Annotated in this window: 19 protein-coding genes and 1 other RNA gene; 14 read left to right on the top strand and 6 right to left on the bottom strand. The window is 62.2% G+C overall.

Going from position 1 to position 17,562, the window contains the following annotated elements; all coding sequences use genetic code 11:
• Positions 1-16: 16 nt before the first annotated feature.
• Positions 17-553 (bottom strand): SspB family protein, encoded by a 537-nt coding sequence (locus AC0L2D_RS02030; protein WP_013531016.1) that lies wholly within the window; start codon positions 551-553, stop codon positions 17-19.
• Positions 554-671: 118 nt separating this feature from the next.
• Entirely contained in the window at positions 672-1,361 is a 690-nt protein-coding gene (locus tag AC0L2D_RS02025) for a TetR/AcrR family transcriptional regulator (RefSeq protein ID WP_473540233.1), read from the bottom strand.
• Positions 1,362-1,549: 188 nt separating this feature from the next.
• Here AC0L2D_RS02025 and AC0L2D_RS02020 point away from each other — a divergent pair, with 188 nt between their 5' ends.
• Both AC0L2D_RS02020 and AC0L2D_RS02015 read left to right on the top strand, forming a co-directional pair.
• Positions 1,550-2,755 (top strand): multidrug effflux MFS transporter, encoded by a 1,206-nt coding sequence (locus AC0L2D_RS02020; RefSeq protein WP_473540232.1) that lies wholly within the window; start codon positions 1,550-1,552, stop codon positions 2,753-2,755.
• 295 nt (positions 2,756-3,050) lie between these two features.
• Positions 3,051-4,835, top strand: coding sequence for an acetolactate synthase 3 large subunit (locus tag AC0L2D_RS02015; RefSeq protein WP_473540231.1), 1,785 nt, complete (start codon positions 3,051-3,053; stop codon positions 4,833-4,835).
• A gap of 64 nt (positions 4,836-4,899) precedes the next feature.
• On the opposite strand, the gene AC0L2D_RS02010 is transcribed toward AC0L2D_RS02015, so the two are convergent.
• Positions 4,900-5,451 carry an AAA family ATPase gene (locus AC0L2D_RS02010; RefSeq protein WP_473540230.1) on the bottom strand — a complete coding sequence of 184 codons (552 nt, stop codon included), beginning with the start codon at positions 5,449-5,451 and terminating at the stop codon, positions 4,900-4,902.
• An 86-nt stretch (positions 5,452-5,537) separates the two neighbouring features.
• Positions 5,538-5,897: a transfer-messenger RNA gene (gene ssrA, locus AC0L2D_RS02005) on the bottom strand.
• Positions 5,898-6,067: 170 nt separating this feature from the next.
• Here ssrA and AC0L2D_RS02000 point away from each other — a divergent pair.
• Together AC0L2D_RS02000 and AC0L2D_RS01995 are read left to right on the top strand one after the other, a co-directional pair.
• Positions 6,068-6,379 carry a DUF2853 family protein gene (locus AC0L2D_RS02000; protein WP_275952761.1) on the top strand — a complete coding sequence of 104 codons (312 nt, stop codon included), beginning with the start codon at positions 6,068-6,070 and terminating at the stop codon, positions 6,377-6,379.
• Between the two features lie 160 nt (positions 6,380-6,539).
• A complete protein-coding gene (locus AC0L2D_RS01995) occupies positions 6,540-7,334 on the top strand; it encodes a thymidylate synthase (protein WP_024501420.1) in 795 nt (264 codons plus the stop codon).
• A gap of 11 nt (positions 7,335-7,345) precedes the next feature.
• Here AC0L2D_RS01995 and AC0L2D_RS01990 read toward each other — a convergent pair whose 3' ends face one another.
• Positions 7,346-7,555, bottom strand: coding sequence for a TOBE domain-containing protein (locus AC0L2D_RS01990; RefSeq protein WP_013531022.1), 210 nt, complete (start codon positions 7,553-7,555; stop codon positions 7,346-7,348).
• A 161-nt stretch (positions 7,556-7,716) separates the two neighbouring features.
• Here AC0L2D_RS01990 and modA point away from each other — a divergent pair, with 161 nt between their 5' ends.
• The 4 genes from modA to AC0L2D_RS01970 all read left to right on the top strand — a co-directional run bounded on the left by modA (position 7,717) and on the right by AC0L2D_RS01970 (position 10,762).
• Complete coding sequence (modA, locus tag AC0L2D_RS01985; protein WP_473540228.1) at positions 7,717-8,511, top strand: molybdate ABC transporter substrate-binding protein; 795 nt, start codon at positions 7,717-7,719, stop codon at positions 8,509-8,511.
• Positions 8,512-8,526: 15 nt separating this feature from the next.
• Complete coding sequence (gene modB, locus AC0L2D_RS01980; protein WP_063168280.1) at positions 8,527-9,231, top strand: molybdate ABC transporter permease subunit; 705 nt, start codon at positions 8,527-8,529, stop codon at positions 9,229-9,231.
• Entirely contained in the window at positions 9,228-10,340 is a 1,113-nt protein-coding gene (gene modC / locus AC0L2D_RS01975) for a molybdenum ABC transporter ATP-binding protein (RefSeq protein ID WP_473540226.1), read from the top strand. Before modB ends, modC begins: the two co-directional genes overlap by 4 nt.
• A gap of 80 nt (positions 10,341-10,420) precedes the next feature.
• Entirely contained in the window at positions 10,421-10,762 is a 342-nt protein-coding gene (locus AC0L2D_RS01970) for a winged helix-turn-helix domain-containing protein (protein ID WP_473540225.1), read from the top strand.
• A 197-nt stretch (positions 10,763-10,959) separates the two neighbouring features.
• On the opposite strand, the gene cobF is transcribed toward AC0L2D_RS01970, so the two are convergent.
• On the bottom strand, positions 10,960-11,736 hold the full coding sequence (gene cobF, locus AC0L2D_RS01965; RefSeq protein WP_013531027.1) for a precorrin-6A synthase (deacetylating): 777 nt from the start codon (positions 11,734-11,736) through the stop codon (positions 10,960-10,962).
• Between the two features lie 183 nt (positions 11,737-11,919).
• Between cobF and AC0L2D_RS01960 the strand changes: the two genes are divergently transcribed.
• From AC0L2D_RS01960 to AC0L2D_RS01935, 6 genes are all read left to right on the top strand, one after another.
• The gene (locus AC0L2D_RS01960; protein ID WP_063168277.1) at positions 11,920-12,921 is read left to right on the top strand and encodes a DUF4424 domain-containing protein; all 1,002 of its coding nucleotides are present in this window, start codon (positions 11,920-11,922) and stop codon (positions 12,919-12,921) included.
• On the top strand, positions 12,921-13,439 hold the full coding sequence (locus tag AC0L2D_RS01955; RefSeq protein WP_473540224.1) for a dihydrofolate reductase: 519 nt from the start codon (positions 12,921-12,923) through the stop codon (positions 13,437-13,439). The genes AC0L2D_RS01960 and AC0L2D_RS01955 overlap by 1 nt, the downstream gene beginning before the upstream one ends.
• 169 nt (positions 13,440-13,608) lie before the next feature.
• Complete coding sequence (hflK, locus tag AC0L2D_RS01950) at positions 13,609-14,727, top strand: FtsH protease activity modulator HflK (protein WP_473540223.1); 1,119 nt, start codon at positions 13,609-13,611, stop codon at positions 14,725-14,727.
• Positions 14,727-15,695, top strand: a complete 969-nt coding sequence (hflC, locus tag AC0L2D_RS01945) for a protease modulator HflC (RefSeq protein WP_063168276.1) — start codon at positions 14,727-14,729, stop codon at positions 15,693-15,695. Before hflK ends, hflC begins: the two co-directional genes overlap by 1 nt.
• Positions 15,696-15,701: 6 nt before the next feature.
• Positions 15,702-15,890, top strand: a complete 189-nt coding sequence (locus AC0L2D_RS01940; RefSeq protein WP_013531032.1) for a DUF2065 domain-containing protein — start codon at positions 15,702-15,704, stop codon at positions 15,888-15,890.
• Positions 15,891-16,017: 127 nt separating this feature from the next.
• Positions 16,018-17,532, top strand: coding sequence for a DegQ family serine endoprotease (locus AC0L2D_RS01935; protein ID WP_013531033.1), 1,515 nt, complete (start codon positions 16,018-16,020; stop codon positions 17,530-17,532).
• Positions 17,533-17,562 lie beyond the last annotated feature (30 nt).

Below are 17,562 nucleotides of genomic sequence, written 5' to 3'. Positions count from 1 at the left end.
GGCGTAAGTCGCCGGCCTATTTCTTGCGGAAGGCGTCGAGCGAGACCACTTCGGCGCCCTTGGTGGCGGCGTCCGCGGCCGCGGGCTTCTTCTCCGCCTCCGCGGCGGCCTTCTTCTCGGCCTTCGGCTTTTTCTCGGAGACGATGGTCAACGGCTCCGGAGTTGGCGCAGCCGGTTCATCGGCTGCCGCACCATCCGTCTTGACGTCGAATTCGAGTTCGAAATTGACCGAGGGATCATAGAAGCCGCGCACGGCCGAGAACGGGATTTCGAGTTTTTCCGGCACATCGGAGAAGGACAGGCCAACCTCGAAGCCGGTATCGGTCACCTTCAGGTCCCAATACTGGAACTGAATGACGATGGTCATCTGCTCGGGATAGCGCTCGCGCAGCCGCGAGGACACGCGTACGCCCGGCGCGCCGGTCAGGAAGGTGATGAAGAAGTGGTGGTTGCCGGGGAGGCCGGTGCGCGCGACCTCGGCCAGGACCTTGCGCATGACGCCGCGCAACGCCTCCTGGGCCAGAATGTCGTAGCGGATGTGGTCGTCGGCCATGTGGCGGTCGGGTTCCGTTGAATCGTCCGCATAGCTGTAATCAAGCTTGAGCGCGGCGTAAACCGCATATAGATCACCCTCGCGCGGAAGCGAAGACTATTGCCAGCGATTTGATCGCTCAGGCGCTGGTGAGCGCGCTTTGCTTTTCGGACGATGCCGCGGAGCGGCGCTTGCCGAAGGCGCGCAGGAAGGTGCGCACGCCATTGGTCGCGGATTGCAGCACCTCATCCTCGCGCGGCGAGCCGCCAAGCATGAAGGTGGTCTGCAGTTCGGCATTGACAAGGCCAAGGAACTGGCGTGCCGCCACGTCCGGGTCCTCGATCGTGAGATAGCCGCCATAGGCGAGGCGGGCGAAGCGGGCGGCGATTGCCGGCCATGTCCTGCCCGGTCCCTGTTCGCGCCATTCGGCAAACAGTTCGGGATAGCGCTCGCCTTCGGTCTGGATCAGCTTGCGCAGGAATTTTCCATCGCGGTTGCAGATGCAATTCTGATTCAAGCGCACCGCAAAGCCGATCAGGTCGGCTTCGAGATCCCCCGGCTGATCGGGGAAGGTGGCAATGGTGGCGAAGATGCCGGCATTGCAACGTTCGGTCAGATCACGGACCACAGCGACGAACAGTTTTTCCTTGTCGCCGTGATGGTTGTAGATGGTCTGGCGCGAGACGCCGGCTTCGGCGGCGATCAGGTCGATATTGGCGCCGGCGAAACCTTCGCGGCAAAACACGGTGGCGGCGGAGTCGACGATCGACAGGCGCTTGGCCTCATGACCGCGTGGCGGGAAAATGTCAGGAGAAACGTGCAGCTTCATAAAAAACTATATAGAGACGATTGACGATTTAGACAAGAGTGTCTAAATTTGTGGACACAAGATAAAGAGATTTCGCATGAAAGAGACGAACAGAACTCGCTCTCGAGGTGTCGGAATCTCACGGGATGGAACGTCCTAGGTTAGACGCCGCCTGGCGGCGGCAACCAGATTTGAAAGAAGCCTCTATCATGAGTCCCAAATTCCTCCGCATCGCGGTCGTGCTCGGCTTGTTGTCCGCCATCGGCCCGTTCGCCATCGACATGTATCTGCCCGCGCTGCCGTCGATCGGCGCCGATCTGCATGCCGGCACCGCTGCCGTGCAGATGAGCCTGTTGATCTTCTTCCTGTCGATGGGCTTTGGCCAGATCGTCGTCGGGCCGATCTCCGACATGGTCGGCCGCAAGCTGCCGCTCTACGGCGGCCTTGCGCTGTTCATGGTCGGCGGCATCGGTTCGGCAATGGCGCCGACCATCGAATGGCTGATCGCTTTCCGCTTCCTGCAGGGGCTTGGCGCCAGCGCCGGCATGGCCGTTCCGCGCGCCATCGTGCGCGACCTGCATACCGGCAATGAGGCTGCCAAGCTGATGTCCTTGCTGATGCTGGTATTTTCGGTGTCGCCGATCCTGGCGCCGCTGACCGGCAGCGTGATCATCGAGAATTTCGGCTGGCGTGCCGTGTTCTGGACGGTGACGGGCGCGGCTCTGCTGGCCACCATCCTTCTGGCGACCTCGCTCAAGGAGACGCGGCCGGTGGAAGATCGCGCCGGGTCCTCCTTCGGCACCGCGCTGTCGGCCTACCGCTTCCTGATGGGCGACCGTAACTTCCTTGGCCTGACGGCGATTGCCGGCTTCGGCATTGCCAGCTTCTTCGTCTATCTGTCGAGCTCGTCGTTCATCCTGATCGACCATTACGGCCTGTCGCCTTCGGTCTACAGCGTGTTCTTCTCGATCAACGCGGTCGCCTTCATCGGCATGTCGCAGATGACGGGGCTGCTGGCCGAGCGCTTCGGCCTGCGACGCGTGGTGCGCGTCGCGGTGACCGGCTATGCCACGACGATGGTGGTGCTGTTCGCGGTGATGGCGACGGGCATCGACCGGCTCGACGTGATGGCGGTGCTGCTGTTCGTCGGCTACGGCTTCCTTGGTCTGGTCATTCCGACCACGTCGGTGCTGGCCATGGAAGAGCATGGCGAGATTGCCGGCACGGCGTCAGCGCTGATGGGCACGCTGCATTTCGCCATCGGCGCACTGGCCATGGGTGTTGCCGGCGTGTTTTTCGACGGTACGCCGCTGCCGATGGTGGCCGGCATCACGCTCTGCGCGGTGATTTCCTTCACGCTGGCCAAGGTCACGCTCGGCCGCTCTCGCGAGGCCGTCGAGGCGCCGGCCGAGTAGTAGACTTTCGATGAGAACGAAGGGGCCGGCTCATGCCGGCCTCTTTGCCATTGGGCGCGGACAGTTCCGTCCGAAAGGCGTTGACGACGCCCGGTTTCGGCTGTAGCAGCGATGGTCATGATGATCGCAACGGCTCTCGTGGTGGTAGGAAAGCGCATGGGCAGGATGGTGTAACCATCCGGCGATAGCCACCCATGCGCGGTAAACAGGCTCCTGACGGGGCCTTTTTTTATGCCCGAAATCCGGGCGATGCCCCGTCAATCATCCTCATCACGCAACACCACGGATCAGAACCATGACGGGCGAGAACCCTATTCAAACCGCGAGCAAGCGCATGACAGGCGCGGAGATCGTTCTCCACGCACTCAGAGACAATGGCGTAGAGCATGTCTTCGGCTATCCTGGCGCCGCCTTGCTGCCGATCTACGACGAGATATTCCAACAGGATGACATCAAGCATATCCTCGTGCGCCATGAGCAAGGTGCGGGCCATGCCGCCGAAGGCTATGCACGGTCTACGGGCAAGGTCGGCGTCATGCTCGTCACATCCGGTCCAGGCACGACAAATGCGGTAACGCCACTGCAGGATGCGCTTATGGATTCGGTGCCGATCGTCTGCCTGACAGGACAGGTGCCGACAACGCTGATCGGCTCCGATGCCTTTCAGGAATGCGACACGGTCGGCATTACGCGGCCCTGCACCAAGCACAATTCGTTGGTCAAGGACGTCAACGAACTGGCGTCAACGATCCACAGGGCTTTTCACATCGCCAAGTCCGGACGACCGGGACCTGTCCTCGTCGACATGCCAAAGGACGTCCTGTTTGCCACCGGCGTGTACACGCCGCCCTCGGATGCTGCTGCACTGAAGAGCTGTCGGCCGACGGTGGAGAGCGACATCAACGAGATCGGCAAGGCGATAGAGTTGATGGCCAATGCCCGTCGTCCAGTCATTTATACCGGCGGTGGCATCGTCAATTCCGGCATGGAGGCATCGAGACTGCTGCGGGAGCTTGTCGAACTGACTGATTTCCCGATCACTTCGACCCTCATGGGGCTTGGCGCATATCCGGCATCCGGCAAGAACTGGCTGAAAATGGTCGGCCTGCACGGATCGTACGAGGCGAACATGGCCATGCATGAGTGCGACGTTATGCTCTGCATCGGCGCCCGCTTTGACGATCGCGTGACTTCGCGCGTGGAGGCTTTTTCACCGAACTCAAGGAAGATCCATGTCGATATCGATCCCTCCTCGATCAACAAGACCGTCCGTGCCGACGTCGGCATCCAGGGCGATGCCGGCAAGGTGGTGGACAGCCTGGTTCGCTCATGGCGTGCGCTGCCGCAAAACCCTGACAGAAGACGCCTCGATGAATGGTGGAAAAAGATCGCGCGCTGGCGCGGGCGCAACTCCTTCTCTTACGAAATGAGCAACGAGGTGATCATGCCGCAATACGCGGTCGAGCGTCTCTACGCGCTGACGAAGGATCGCGACACCTACATTACGACCGAAGTTGGCCAGCATCAGATGTGGGCGGCCCAGTTCTACGGTCTCGAAAAGCCGCGTCGCTGGATGACGTCGGGCGGCCTTGGTACGATGGGCTATGGCTTGCCGGCGGCATTGGGCGTGCAGATCGCGCACCCGGAAAGCCTTGTCATCGATATTGCCGGCGACGCATCTGTCCAGATGACGATGAAAGAGATGTCGGCGGCGGTTCAGTACAATGCGCCTATCAAGATATTCATCTTGAACAACTCTTACATGGGCATGGTTCGCCAGTGGCAGCAAATGCTTCACGGAAACCGGCTTGCGCATTCCTATTCCGAAACTTTGCCCGATTTCGTCAAACTGGCTGAAGCGTTCGGTGCGGTCGGCATACGTTGTGAGAAGCCGGCCGACCTCGATGACGCGATTCAGGAAATGATCGATGTAAACCGGCCGGTGCTCTTCGACTGCCGTGTTGCCGAACTCGCCAATTGCCTTCCGATGATCCGGACGGGCAGAGCCCATAATGAGATGCTCTTACCCGGCGAGACCTTCGCCAGTGCAACCGATGAGATCGGCCAGGGACTGGTATAGACCCCAGAGCGGGATGCATTCGAATTGAATCGTGCATCCCGCTCGATTGCGTCCGACTTCAAGGCTACAGCCCGGTTTGCGCCAGCACGAAGCGCAGCCGCGCCTCGACGGGGGCCAGCGGCAACGGAACCATCTCATAGCCCAGTTCCGTATAGACGCCGACCAGCGCATGGTGGGTGCGCTCGGCCTCGTCGAGCGTCTGCCTGCGCTCTTTGTCCTGCGCGAAGATCTCCGGCCAAAGCGGGGCGACGAAGACGCGCCGATGATAGCGGAAGCGCTCTGCGGCAGCGTGGGCGTGTTCGGGTATCGGCAGGCCGCTCAGCCTGAGATAGCCGAGCGTGTCCGGAACGCCGCGATCGAAAAAAACAGGACGCCCAGTCTGTTCTTGCGCAATTTGATACGAGCGCATCTCCCATGACAGCATCAACTCGGCAAACAGGGCGCGATCGTGCCAAGGCAAAGCGGGTCCGCCAATGGCGGACTGGTCGCGGATAATGCCACGCCCGGCTTCGACCGAGGCGGCAAAGCCTGCCCGGCGCAGGGCTTGGATCAGGGTCGTCTTGCCGGAGCCGGGACCGCCGGTCAGCACGAAGAATCGATCGGAATCGTTTTGCATATATTGTCCATGGAGAGGGAGCACGCGGCAGGGCGCGTTCGCGGAGGAACTGCCGTCGCGCATGCTGGATATCGGAGGAGGGGAGAAGTGGAGGTTTCTGTTGCCAGGTACCTCCGAACCCCGCCTAGAAGTGCGAACCTCTAGGGCTTGATTTGAAGCTATCGCACCGCTTACGCGGCGAGACGTGCTTCCGCATAGTTGTCATTTGCAACTACAGGTTTAGCCCGATGACGGTGGTACCATGCCGGGCAAAAGTACGATCTTTACACCTTCGTCGATCCTATTTCGCCCCCAGCAAAAACCGCTCTGTCGTCAACAGCGGCTTTTGGTGGAGGCGCCGGGTACCGCCCCCGGGTCCGAACGGCTTATTTCATCGCCCATTTATCGCCATAGTCGGTCAAGCCGACAAACCGAATATAGGGGGCGATCGCAGGAAATGAAAGGCCGCAATGGCACTTTGTCCCCGTGTCAAAACCGCAAGTCCGAAGGGTTGACTTGAGCGCGGTCTCAACCGAAGCTTTGCCCCGGTGAGGAGTTACCGACATAGCGCACCAGTTGCAGCAGCGCGCCACAGCCCTCATCGATCGGATCCGTGGCGCCGACGAGGGGAATTTTGATGGCCGACTATCTTGCAGACGTGAAGAAATACGATGCCTCGGCGAGTGCCGACGTGGTCGACAAAATCGTGAAGCATCTTGGTATTGCGCTTCGGAACCGCGATTCCTCGCTGGTGTCTTGCACCGATCCGAAGGAACTGGAGCGCGTCAAGGCTGGCTGGGTTGCCAAGAAGCTCGGCATATCGGACGACAACAAGGCTGACGCTTCGATCGAGAAGGTCTGCAAGGCGATGGCCGCCGACAATACCAAGAACCGGGTTACCTTCTACTACCTGGTTGCCAAGGACCTGGGTAAACTCGGCTCCCTCTGACGGCCGCGCTTCAATTCGCCGGGCTGGCGCGGTCCATGCGCCAGCCGGTGATGTTGTTGGAGACTGACTGGCTTCGGGCATGGTTTGCGCGCTGCTTTGTGGTGTTCGATCGCCCGTCTGTCAGTTATGATGGCTGGACAACCGAATCGAGCCGGAACCGATGCGCCAGTATCTCGACCTCCTGCAGCACGTGCTGGACAACGGCGCCGACCGCGGCGACCGCACCGGCACCGGAACGCGCTCCGTCTTCGGCTACCAGATGCGTTTCGACCTGGCGCGCGGCTTTCCCGTCACCACAACCAAGAAGCTGCATCTCAAGTCGATCATCCATGAGCTTCTGTGGTTCCTGGCCGGCGACACCAACATCAAATATCTCACCGACCATGGCGTCTCGATCTGGGACGAATGGGCCGACGAGAATGGCGATCTCGGCCCGGTCTACGGCAAGCAGTGGCGTTCCTGGCCGGACGGCCATGGCGGCTCGATCGACCAGATCGCGAATCTTCTCAAGGAGATACGCAGAAATCCTCAATCGCGGCGGCTGATTGTTTCGGCATGGAACCCAGCCGAGGTGGAAGCGATGGCGCTGCCGCCCTGCCACTGCCTGTTCCAGTTCTATGTTTCGGAAGGGCGGCTTTCCTGCCAACTCTACCAGCGTTCCGCCGATATCTTCCTTGGCGTGCCGTTCAACATCGCGTCCTATGCCCTGCTGACCTTGATGGTGGCGCAGGTGACAGGGCTGAAACCCGGCGATTTCGTCCACACACTTGGCGATGCGCACCTCTACTCGAACCATTTCGAGCAAGCACGCGAACAGCTGCGGCGCACGCCGAGGACACTGCCGACGATGTGGATCAATCCGGAGGTGAAGGACCTCTTCGCCTTCCGCTTCGAGGATTTCCGGCTGGAAAACTACGTCGCCGACGCGTCGATCAAGGCGCCGATCGCGGTCTAAGGCCGCAAATTTCAGTCGATGCCGACCATCACGTCCGAGGCTTTAATCACGGCATAGGCCTGCTTGCCCTTTTCGAGCTTGAGATCGGCGACGGCCTCGTTGGTGATCGAGGCGGTGACGATGGCGCCGCCGCCAATGTCGATCCTGACATGCGAGGTGGTGGCTCCCTTGACGATCTCGGCGATCGTTCCCTTGAGGACGTTGCGGGCGCTGATCTTCACCGGAGTTTCCTTTCCAAGGTTTCTTTTCCCGGTCTTACCAAAACAATTGGTGTCGTACAGACGCTTTCATGAGGCGCCGGGCCTTCCCTTGTTATATTCATACGGATATATCGGTCAGCAGGCTTCGAGCCGGCCGGATTTCAAACCAGGGAGAGTTTTCCATGACGCGCACAGGTTTTGGATCTAGGGCGATCGCCATTGGCGGTTTGGCTGCGGCGCTGATGGCAGTCGTGCCGGCAGCGCATGCGGAAGACAAGGTGGTGGTGTTTGCCGCAGCCAGCCTCAAGGACGCGCTCGACGCGGTGAACAAGGCCTGCGAGGCCGATGTCGGCGAGGCGGCGACTGTCTCCTATGCCGCGAGCTCGGCGCTGGCCAAGCAGATCGAGGGCGGGGCGCCTGCCGACGTCTTCATCTCGGCCGATTTCGACTGGATGAAATATCTCTCCGACAAGAAGCTGACCAAGCCGGACACCGAAGTGAAGCTGCTCGGCAATCAGATCGTGCTGGTGGCGCCGAAGGACTCGGCGGTCGACACCAGGATCGAGAAGGGTTTCGACCTCGCCAAGCTGATCGGCGACGGCAAGCTCGCCATGGGCGATTTCAAAGCGGTGCCGGCCGGCAAATACGGCAAGGCCGCGCTTGAATCGCTCGGCGTCTGGTCCTCGGTCGAGGGCAAGGTGGCGCAGGCCGAAAACGTGCGCGCGGCGCTGAAACTGGTTTCGACGGGCGAAGCCGCCCTTGGCATTGTCTATGCCACCGACGCGCATGCCGAAAAGGGCGTCAAGGTGATCGGCACCTTCCCGGAGGATTCGCATCCGCCGATCATCTATCCGGTTGCCCAGACCGCCGATTCGAAGGACAAGGATACGCCGGCTTTCCTGAAATGCCTGCAGTCGGCCAAGGCGGCCGCGCTGTTCAAGGATCAGGGATTTACCGTGCTCGCGCCGAGCAACTGAGTTCCAAGGGGCACTATGAACTGGCTGCTGGACCTCACTCCCGACGAATGGAATGCGGTCCGGCTGTCCATCAAGGTGGCAACGGTGGCGATGCTCGCCAGCCTGCCGCCGGGCATCTTGATCGCGCTGCTGCTTGCCCGGGGACAGTTCTGGGGCAAGACCGTTCTCAACGGGCTGGTGCATCTGCCGCTGATCCTGCCGCCGGTGGTGACCGGCTATCTGCTGCTGCTCACCTTCGGCCGGCGCGGCCCGGCCGGTGCCTTCCTGGCGGAGCATTTCGGCATCGTCTTCTCCTTCCGCTGGACAGGTGCGGCGCTGGCTTGCGGCGTCATGGGCTTTCCCCTGATGGTGCGGGCGATCCGGTTATCGATCGAGGCGGTGGACCGTAGGATGGAAGCGGCGGCGGGAACGCTCGGCGCCAATCCGCTCTGGGTGTTTGCCACCATCACGCTGCCGTTGATCCTGCCCGGGCTGATCGCCGGCGCCATCCTGGCCTTCGCCAAGGCGATGGGCGAGTTCGGCGCCACCATCACCTTCGTTTCCAACATTCCCAATGAGACGCAGACATTGCCGTCGGCGATCTACACCTTCACGCAGGTGCCGGGTGGCGATGAAGGGGCGCTCCGCCTGACGCTGATTTCCATTGTCATCTCCATGGCAGCACTTGTGGCTTCGGAGGTGCTGGCGCGGCGTGTCGGCCGGCGGCTGGACATCGAATGAGCGTTCTCGTCGACATCAGCCATCGGCTGGGTGGTTTCGCCATCGGCGCCCGCTTCGAAAGCGCCGGGCGGCTGACGGCGCTGTTCGGAGCGTCGGGGTCGGGCAAGACGACGCTGATCGGCATGATTGCCGGGCTGATCCGGCCCGACAAGGGACGCATCGAGGTTGACGGCCGTGTGCTGGTCGATACCGGTGCCGGCATTTTCGTGCCGAAGCACAAGCGCCGCATCGGCATGGTGTTCCAGGACGCAAGGCTGTTTCCGCATTTGAGCGTTGCCGGCAATCTTCGCTACGGCCGCTGGTTCACGCCGCCGGCGGAGCGCTACGCCGATATCGATGCCGTCGTCGACCTGCTCGGCATCGGGCCGCTCATGAACAGGCGGCCGGCAAAGCTCTCAGGTGGCGAGAAACAGCGTGTGGCGATCGGCCGGGCATTGCTTGCCAGCCCCAGACTGCTGCTCATGGACGAACCGCTGGCCTCGCTCGACGAGGCGCGCAAGGCCGAAATCCTGCCCTATGTCGAAAGGCTGCGCGACGAGATCAAAATCCCGATCGTCTATGTCAGTCACTCGGTCGCCGAAGTGGCGCGGCTGGCCAGCGACGTGGTGATGCTGGCGCAGGGCAATGTCGTTGCCAGCGGGCCGACCGAGGCGGTGATGCAAAGGCTCAACCTGTTGCCGGCGGAGGAGCGCGGCGAGGGCGGCGCCGTGCTGGACACAAGGGTGCTGCATCACGACGAGAATTTCGGCATGACCGTGCTCGGCTCGGCTGCGGGCGAGCTCCGGGTGCCACAGCTGGCGATGAAGACAGGTACGCCGGTGCGCATCCGTATCCGCGCACGCGATGTGATGATCGCCACCGAAAAGCCGAGGGGTCTCAGCGCGCTCAACATCCTGCCGGGAACCATTACCGCGATGAGCCCCGGCGAGGGACCGGCGGTCGAGGTCGGTATCGACTGCAATGGCGCAACCGTGCTTGCCCGCATCACCGAACAGTCGCGGCAGGCGCTGAAGCTTGATCTTGGCGGCAAGATTTTCGCGGTGATCAAGACGGTGAGCTTCGATCGGGCGAACACCGGCGCCGGCCTGCCCGCCGAGACGGATGGATGATCCCGCTATGTCTTTTTGGAATAGCGGTTTCGCCAGGGAGCTTCTAGTATGATGTTGGGATGTGACCGCGGAGAGCAAAGATGCCGTCGCTGAGCTTGCGGATAAATCTCGATCCCGACGGGCGCGTCGGGCCGGGCAAGATCGAACTCCTGGAACAGATCGCCGCCTTCGGCTCCATCTCGGCCGCCGCGCGCGGCATGGAGATGTCCTATAAGCACGCCTGGGACCTGGTCGAGGACATGAACCGGGTATTCGGCAAGCCGCTGGTGGCGGCACAGACCGGCGGCCGCAAGGGCGGCGGCGCACAGTTGACGGCGGTCGGCCTGGCAGTGGTCAGCCGCTTCCGCGCCATCGAGCGCGCGGCGGCGGCCGCGGCAGCGACGCATATGGAGGCGTTGCAGGCGGAGATTGAGGCTGCGTGAGGGAGTAGGGCAGTAGGGCAGTAGGGCAGTAGGGCAGTAGGGCAGTAGGGCAGTAGGGCAGTAGGGCAGTAGGGCGGCATTCGCGTGCTGTCTTCCAACACAAAACGTCATTCACCTACTGCCCTACTGCCTTACTCCCTTACTCCCTTACTCCCTTACTCCCTTACTCCCTTACTCCCTTACTCCCTATTGCCTTCCTATTCGGGCTTGCGCAGCAAATAGCTGTCCATGATCCAGCCCTTCCGCCGACGGGCTTCCTCTCGAACTTTTTCGATCTTTGCGCCGATGTCACCGATTCTGCCGGAGAGAGTGATCTCGTCTTCCGTTCCGAGATAGGCGCCCCAATGGATGACGACATCCTTGTCGGCCAGCGTGTTGAAGGCGCATTTGCCGTCCAGCAGGACGACCGCGCTGCCGGCATTGTCCGGCATGCCTTCTTCGGTCAGGCGGCGGCCGGTGGTAATGAGGACGGAATCGCCGATGCGGTTCAGCGCCATCTTGTGGCTGGCGGCAAGTGCCTGGACGGCGGTGATGCCGGGGATGACCTCAAGCTCGAACGCCACATCGCCTCGCAGGCGCACGCGCTCAAGGATGCGCAACGCGCTGTCATAGAGCGAAGGGTCGCCCCAGATCAGGAAGGCGCCGCAGCCGTCGCCTGCAATCTCGTCGCGGATCAGGCCTTCGTAAATGGCGGCGATGGCTTCATGCCAGTCATCGACGGTCGAGCGGTAGGAGGGCGCCGGACCATCTTCTACCGGGAGGTCTCGCACCGGCACGTCGAATTCGACGCGCCGCGACTTCGGATTGGTGACGAAGCGGTCGCAGATCTGACGGCGCAGTTCGGCCAATTCATTTTTTTTCGCGCCCTTGTCGGGAATGAACAGCACATCCGCCTGGTTCAGGCCTGATATGGCCTGAACGGTCATGTGGTCGGGATTGCCGGCGCCGATGCCGATGACGAGAAGCTTGCGCATGGGCGAACTCCTGCCCGATCGGAACCCGTTAGTCCAGACCGCGCAGGCGCGTGTCCAGACCGCGCAGGCGCGTGTCCAGACCGCAGTCCAGCTCCCTTTGGTGCGTCCGCGGATACGGAAGGGCTTTGAACGCCACATTGAAACGGCTAGGGTCCTGCAGGCATTCCAGCCGAGGGGGCTTCCATGTTGCGATATGTTCTGACCGCCGTGCTGGCCTTGTCGTCCGCACCCGCTTTCGCCAATGATTCGGTTGCCGAACTTGGCACCGGCGGCCTGATCCTGTCGCGCAGCGATGCCGTGGCGATGCAAAGCGAGGACCTTTTCATCTCGCCGGAAAAGGTCACGGTCGACTATGTCTTCCACAACAACACCGATCAGGATGTCCAGGCCATCGTCGCCTTCCCGATGCCCGACATATCGGGCAATCCCGAAGAAATCCCGGCGATTCCTGAAAATCAGAGCGATAATTTCCTCGGTTTCGAGGTGACGATCGACGGTGTCGCCGCAAAGCCGCAGCTCGAGCAGAAGGTGTTGGCGCTCGGCATCGACATCAGCGCTGAGCTGAAGGCGCAAAACGTGCCGTTCTATCCTTTCGGCGATGCGGCGAAGGCGGCGCTGGCGAAGCTGCCGCAAGCGGTTGTCGATGACTGGGTCAACCGCGGCATCATCATCGAGGACACCGGCAGCGACGGCACCGAGACGAGCAAGGTCTACACCCCGTTCTGGCAATTGCGTTCGACCTACTGGTGGCGCTCGACCTTTCCGGCCAACAAGGACGTCCATGTTTCCCACCACTACAGGCCGAGCGTCGGCGGCACGTCTTCGGTCAGCTTCTTCTACGACGGCAAATTCCAGGGTCAGTATGCGGCCTACAAGACCCGGTATTGCATGGACGGCACATTCGAAAATGCGGTGCGCAAGGCGGCCAAGGACGACCCTGACGGCTACCCCAAATATTTCGAGAGCCGCATCGCCTATATCCTGACCACCGGCGGCAACTGGGCCACCGGCACGATCGGCAAGTTCAAGCTCACGATCGACAAGGGCAATCCGAAAGCCCTGGTCTCGTTCTGCGGCGACAATGTCAAAAAGACCGGACCGACGACCTTCGAGATGACGGCGGATGATTTCTACCCCGAGCGCGATATCGACATCCTGATCCTCGAGCCGACGGGCGAAAATTGATGCATGTCGCAATCTACGTTGCCATTGCCGAGAACGGCGTGATCGGGCGTGACGGCGGGCTCCCATGGCGGCTCTCCACCGATCTCAAGCGCTTCAAGGCCGATACGATGGGCAAGCCAATCATCATGGGCCGCAAGACCTATGAGGGCATCGGTCGGCCGCTGCCGGGCAGGTTGAACATCGTCGTGACCCGCGACGAGACCTGGCGCGCCGAGGGCGTCGAGGTGGCACATTCGCTCGAAGCCGCGATCCAGCTGGCGACGGTGCGCGGGGGCGGCATGGCCGATGTCGACGAGGTGTGCGTCATCGGCGGCGGCGAAATCTATGCCCAGGCCATGCTGCTGGCCGACCGGCTGCACGTCACCCATGTGCTGGCAGCGGTCGACGGCGATGCGCATTTCCCGCCGATCGATCCCGATTCCTGGCGCATTGTCAGCTCGCAGGACGTCCCAGCCGGGGAAAAGGACAGCCACCCGACGCGCTATTCGGTTTACGAGCGGCGTCGCGAGAGACATTGAACGAAAAAAGAGCCATTGAAGGAAGACAAAGGGTCGCGACTGGACCAAATCGGACGAAGTCGGAAGCGCATCGCGTTGAAAGCGCCCCGTGGCGTGCCTATAGAAGAACAATACTGGATTTTGCGCCGTAATGCCGGCGCTTGAGGGAATTCCAAGCGAAAGGACATTCATGCCCTGGAACGACAAAAGCGGCGGTGGCGGCGGCCCATGGGGTGGCGGCGGCAACAATCAGGGACCCTGGGGGCAGGGTCCAAAAGGACCGAGCGGGCCGCAGGGCTCGCCTCCCGATCTCGAAGACATCATCCGCCGCGGCCAGGACCGGCTGCGGCGCGCTCTTCCGGGCGGCGGCGGCGCGAGCCCGGCTATCTTCGCGCTGATCGCGGCTGCACTTGTGGTGCTGTGGGCGTTCAAGGCGGTTTACACCGTGCAGCCCGATGAGGTCGCGGTCGAACTGCGCTTCGGCAAGCCGAAGACCGAACTGTCGCAGCCTGGCCTGCATTTCCATTGGTGGCCGCTCGAAACCGTCGAGACGGCCAAGATTTCCGAGCAGCTCGTCGATATCGGCGGCGGCGGCGCGACAAGTGGCAATACGTCCGGGCTGATGCTTACCGGCGACCAGAACATCGTCAACGTCCAGTTCTCCGTGGCCTATCAGGTCTCCGACCCGCGCGCGTATCTGTTCGATGTGTCCGATCCCGACGGCATGCTGCGGCAGGTTGCCGAAAGCGCCATGCGTGAAGCCGTCGGCCGCCGGCCGGCGCAGGACATCTTCCGCGACGACCGCCAGGGCATTGCCGCCTCGGTGCGTGAGATCATCCAGACGACGCTGGACGGCTACAAGGCCGGTCTTAACGTCAACGCCGTCTCGATCGAGGATGCGGCACCGCCACGCGAAGTGGCCGATGCGTTCGACGAGGTGCAGCGCGCCGAGCAGGACGAGGACAAGTTCGTCGAGCAGGCCAACCAGTACTCCAATCAGAAGCTCGGGCAGGCGCGCGGCGAGGCCGCACAGATCCGCGAAGACGCGGCCGCCTACAAGAACCGGGTCGTGCAGGAAGCCGAGGGTGAGGCGCAGCGCTTCATCTCGGTCTATGACGAATATGCCAAGGCGCCCGATGTAACGCGCAAGCGCCTCTACCTGGAAACCATGGAGAAGGTTCTGAAGGATTCGAGCAAGGTCATCGTCGAGCAGGGCAACGGGCAAGGGGTCGTTCCCTATCTGCCGCTGCCGGCATTGCAGACGAAAGCGCCGGCACCGGCCGCCCCCGTTACGGGAGGTAACCAGTGATGGCCAACCGTCTTCCCATCATCGTCGTCGCAGCAGCGGTTATCCTGTTCCTGCTCTATTCGTCGGTCTTCGTGGTCAATGCGCGCCAGCAGGCGCTGGTGCTCAGGTTCGGTGAGATTGTCGACGTCAAGAGCGAACCCGGCATCTACTTCAAGGCGCCGTTCTCGTTCTTCGACGCCGACACCGTGCAGCTGATCGAGAACCGGGTGCTGCGCTTCGATCTCGACAACATTCGCGTCCAGGTCTCGGGCGGCAAGTTCTATGAGGTCGATGCCTTCATCGCCTATCGCATCTCGGATCCGCGGGTCTTCCGCGCCGCGGTGTCCGGTCAGATCGAATTGGCCGAGGCCCGGCTCAGGACGCGTCTCGACGCTGCCTTGCGCCGTGTCTATGGTCTGCGTGATTTCGAGGCAGCACTCTCCGAAGAGCGCGGCGTGATGATGCGCGAAGTCCGCGACCAGCTCAGGCCCGATGCCACATCGCTCGGCCTGCAGATCGAGGATGTCCGCATTCGCCGCACCGATCTCACGGCCGAAGTCTCGCAGCAGACCTTCGACCGCATGAAGGCGGAACGCCTGGCGGAAGCTGCCCGGCTGAGGGCGCGCGGCAATGAGGCGGCACAGCGCATCACCGCCCGCGCCGATCGCGAAGTGGTCGAGATCGTCGCCGAAGCCCAAAAAGAGTCGGAAATCCTGCGCGGCGAGGGCGAGGCCCAGCGCAGCGCCACCTTCGCGGGAGCCTATCAGCGCGATCCGGCTTTCTTCGACTTCTACCGGTCGATGAATGCCTATGGCACGGCGCTGGACAACACCGGAACGACGATGGTGCTGTCGCCGAACTCGGAGTTCTTCCGCTTCTTCCGCAATCCCGACGGCAGCGAGGGATCGGCAAAGCCGGCTTCGCCTGCGCCAAACGCTCCGGCGACGGCACCCGCCGCGCCGGCGGCACAGCCCAGCACCGGCCAGTAGCGGCCGGTGCAGGATTTTCTTGCCGCCATGGGCCTCGTCCTCGTCATAGAGGGTCTGGTCTATGGCGGCTTTCCCGGCCTGGCCAGGAAGCTTGCCACCGAAGTGCTGTCGCTGCCCGAGAACGCGCTGCGGATTGCCGGGCTGGCGGCGATCGCGATCGGCGTCGGCATCGTCTGGCTGGTACGAGGCGCATGAGGGCGGCGATGATTTATCCTCTGCCGATAGTCATAGCCGCAAACGTGCCGTATTTTTTGCCAACATGGCGTGACGCGGCGTTTTCGTCGAAGCGCTTTTCTTTTCAAGAATACCGGGAGGCTTCTCGATGACATCCAATACAATTTTGCGCGCGGCGCGGCGGACATTCATCGCCGGCGCGGCGGCACTTCTTGTCAGCGCCGTCGCTGTCCCGTCCTTCACGGCGCCGACATTTGCCGCCGATGGGCCCGCTTCGGTCGCCGATCTGGCGCAAGGCCTGCTCGGCGCGGTGGTCAACATATCGACCTCGCAGACGGTCAAGGGTACCGAAGGCCCGGGCGCGGTGCCGATGCCGCAATTGCCCGAGGGTTCGCCCTTTCAGGATTTCTTCGACGATTTCTTCAAGAACCGCGGCGGTGACAAGGACAACGGCTCGCAGAAGGTGCAGTCGCTGGGCTCCGGCTTCGTCATCGATGCCGAGCAAGGCATCGTCGTCACCAACAACCATGTCATTGCCGATGCCGACGACATCGAGGTCAATTTCTCCGATGGCGTCACCTTGAAGGCGACGCTGGTCGGCACCGACACCAAGACCGATGTCGCCGTGCTCAAGGTCGATCCGAAAGGCCACAAGCTGACGGCGGTAAAGTTTGGCGATTCCACCAAGATGCGCGTCGGCGACTGGGTGATGGCGATCGGCAATCCGTTCGGCCTCGGCGGCACGGTGACGGTCGGCATCGTCTCGGCCCGCAACCGCGACATCAATTCCGGCCCCTATGACGACTTCATCCAGACCGATGCCGCGATCAACCGCGGCAATTCCGGCGGACCGCTGTTCAACAGCGCGGGCGAAGTCATCGGCATCAACACGGCGATCATCTCGCCATCCGGCGGCTCGATCGGCATCGGCTTCTCCATCCCGTCGCAGCTCGCGTCCGGTGTCGTCGACCAGTTGCGCCAGTTCGGCGAGACGCGGCGCGGCTGGCTCGGCGTGCGCATCCAGCCGGTGACCGACGATATCGCCGAAAGCCTCGGCATGGCGACCGCAAAGGGTGCGCTGGTTGCCGGCGTGATCAAGGGCGGCCCGGTCGACAATGGCACGATCCAGGCCGGCGACGTCATCATCAAGTTCGACGGCAAGGATATCCATGAGATGCGCGACCTGCCACGTGTCGTCGCCGAAAGCCCCGTCGGCAAGGCGGTCGACGTGCTGATCGTGCGCAAGGGCGTTGAACAGACGGTGAAAGTGACCCTCGGCCGGCTCGAGGATGGCGAGAAGGCCGCCAACGCCGAGGAGGGCAACACCGATCAGGACAAGGGCGACAAGGCTCCGGCCGTTTCCACTGCCTCGGTGCTCGGCATGACGGTCGGCGAACTGAACGACGAGACACGCAAGAAGTTCAGCATTGCGGCCGATGTTTCGGGCGTCGTCATCACCGACGTCACCAAGGACTCGGCCGCCGCCGAACGCGGCATCCAGCCCGGCGAGGTGATCACCGAGATCGCACAGGAATCGGTTGCTACCCCCAAGGACGTCATGGACCGGATCGGCGCCTTGAAGGAACAGGGGCGCAAGAATGCGTTGCTGATGCTGGCCTCGAAGACCGGCGAGCTCAGGTTCGTGACGATCAGGATGGACTGAGGTCCGGAAGATCGACAACACGACAACACT

Source organism: Mesorhizobium sp. WSM4833 (assembly GCF_055811095.1).
This window is presented reverse-complemented; position numbering and strand designations above follow the sequence as displayed.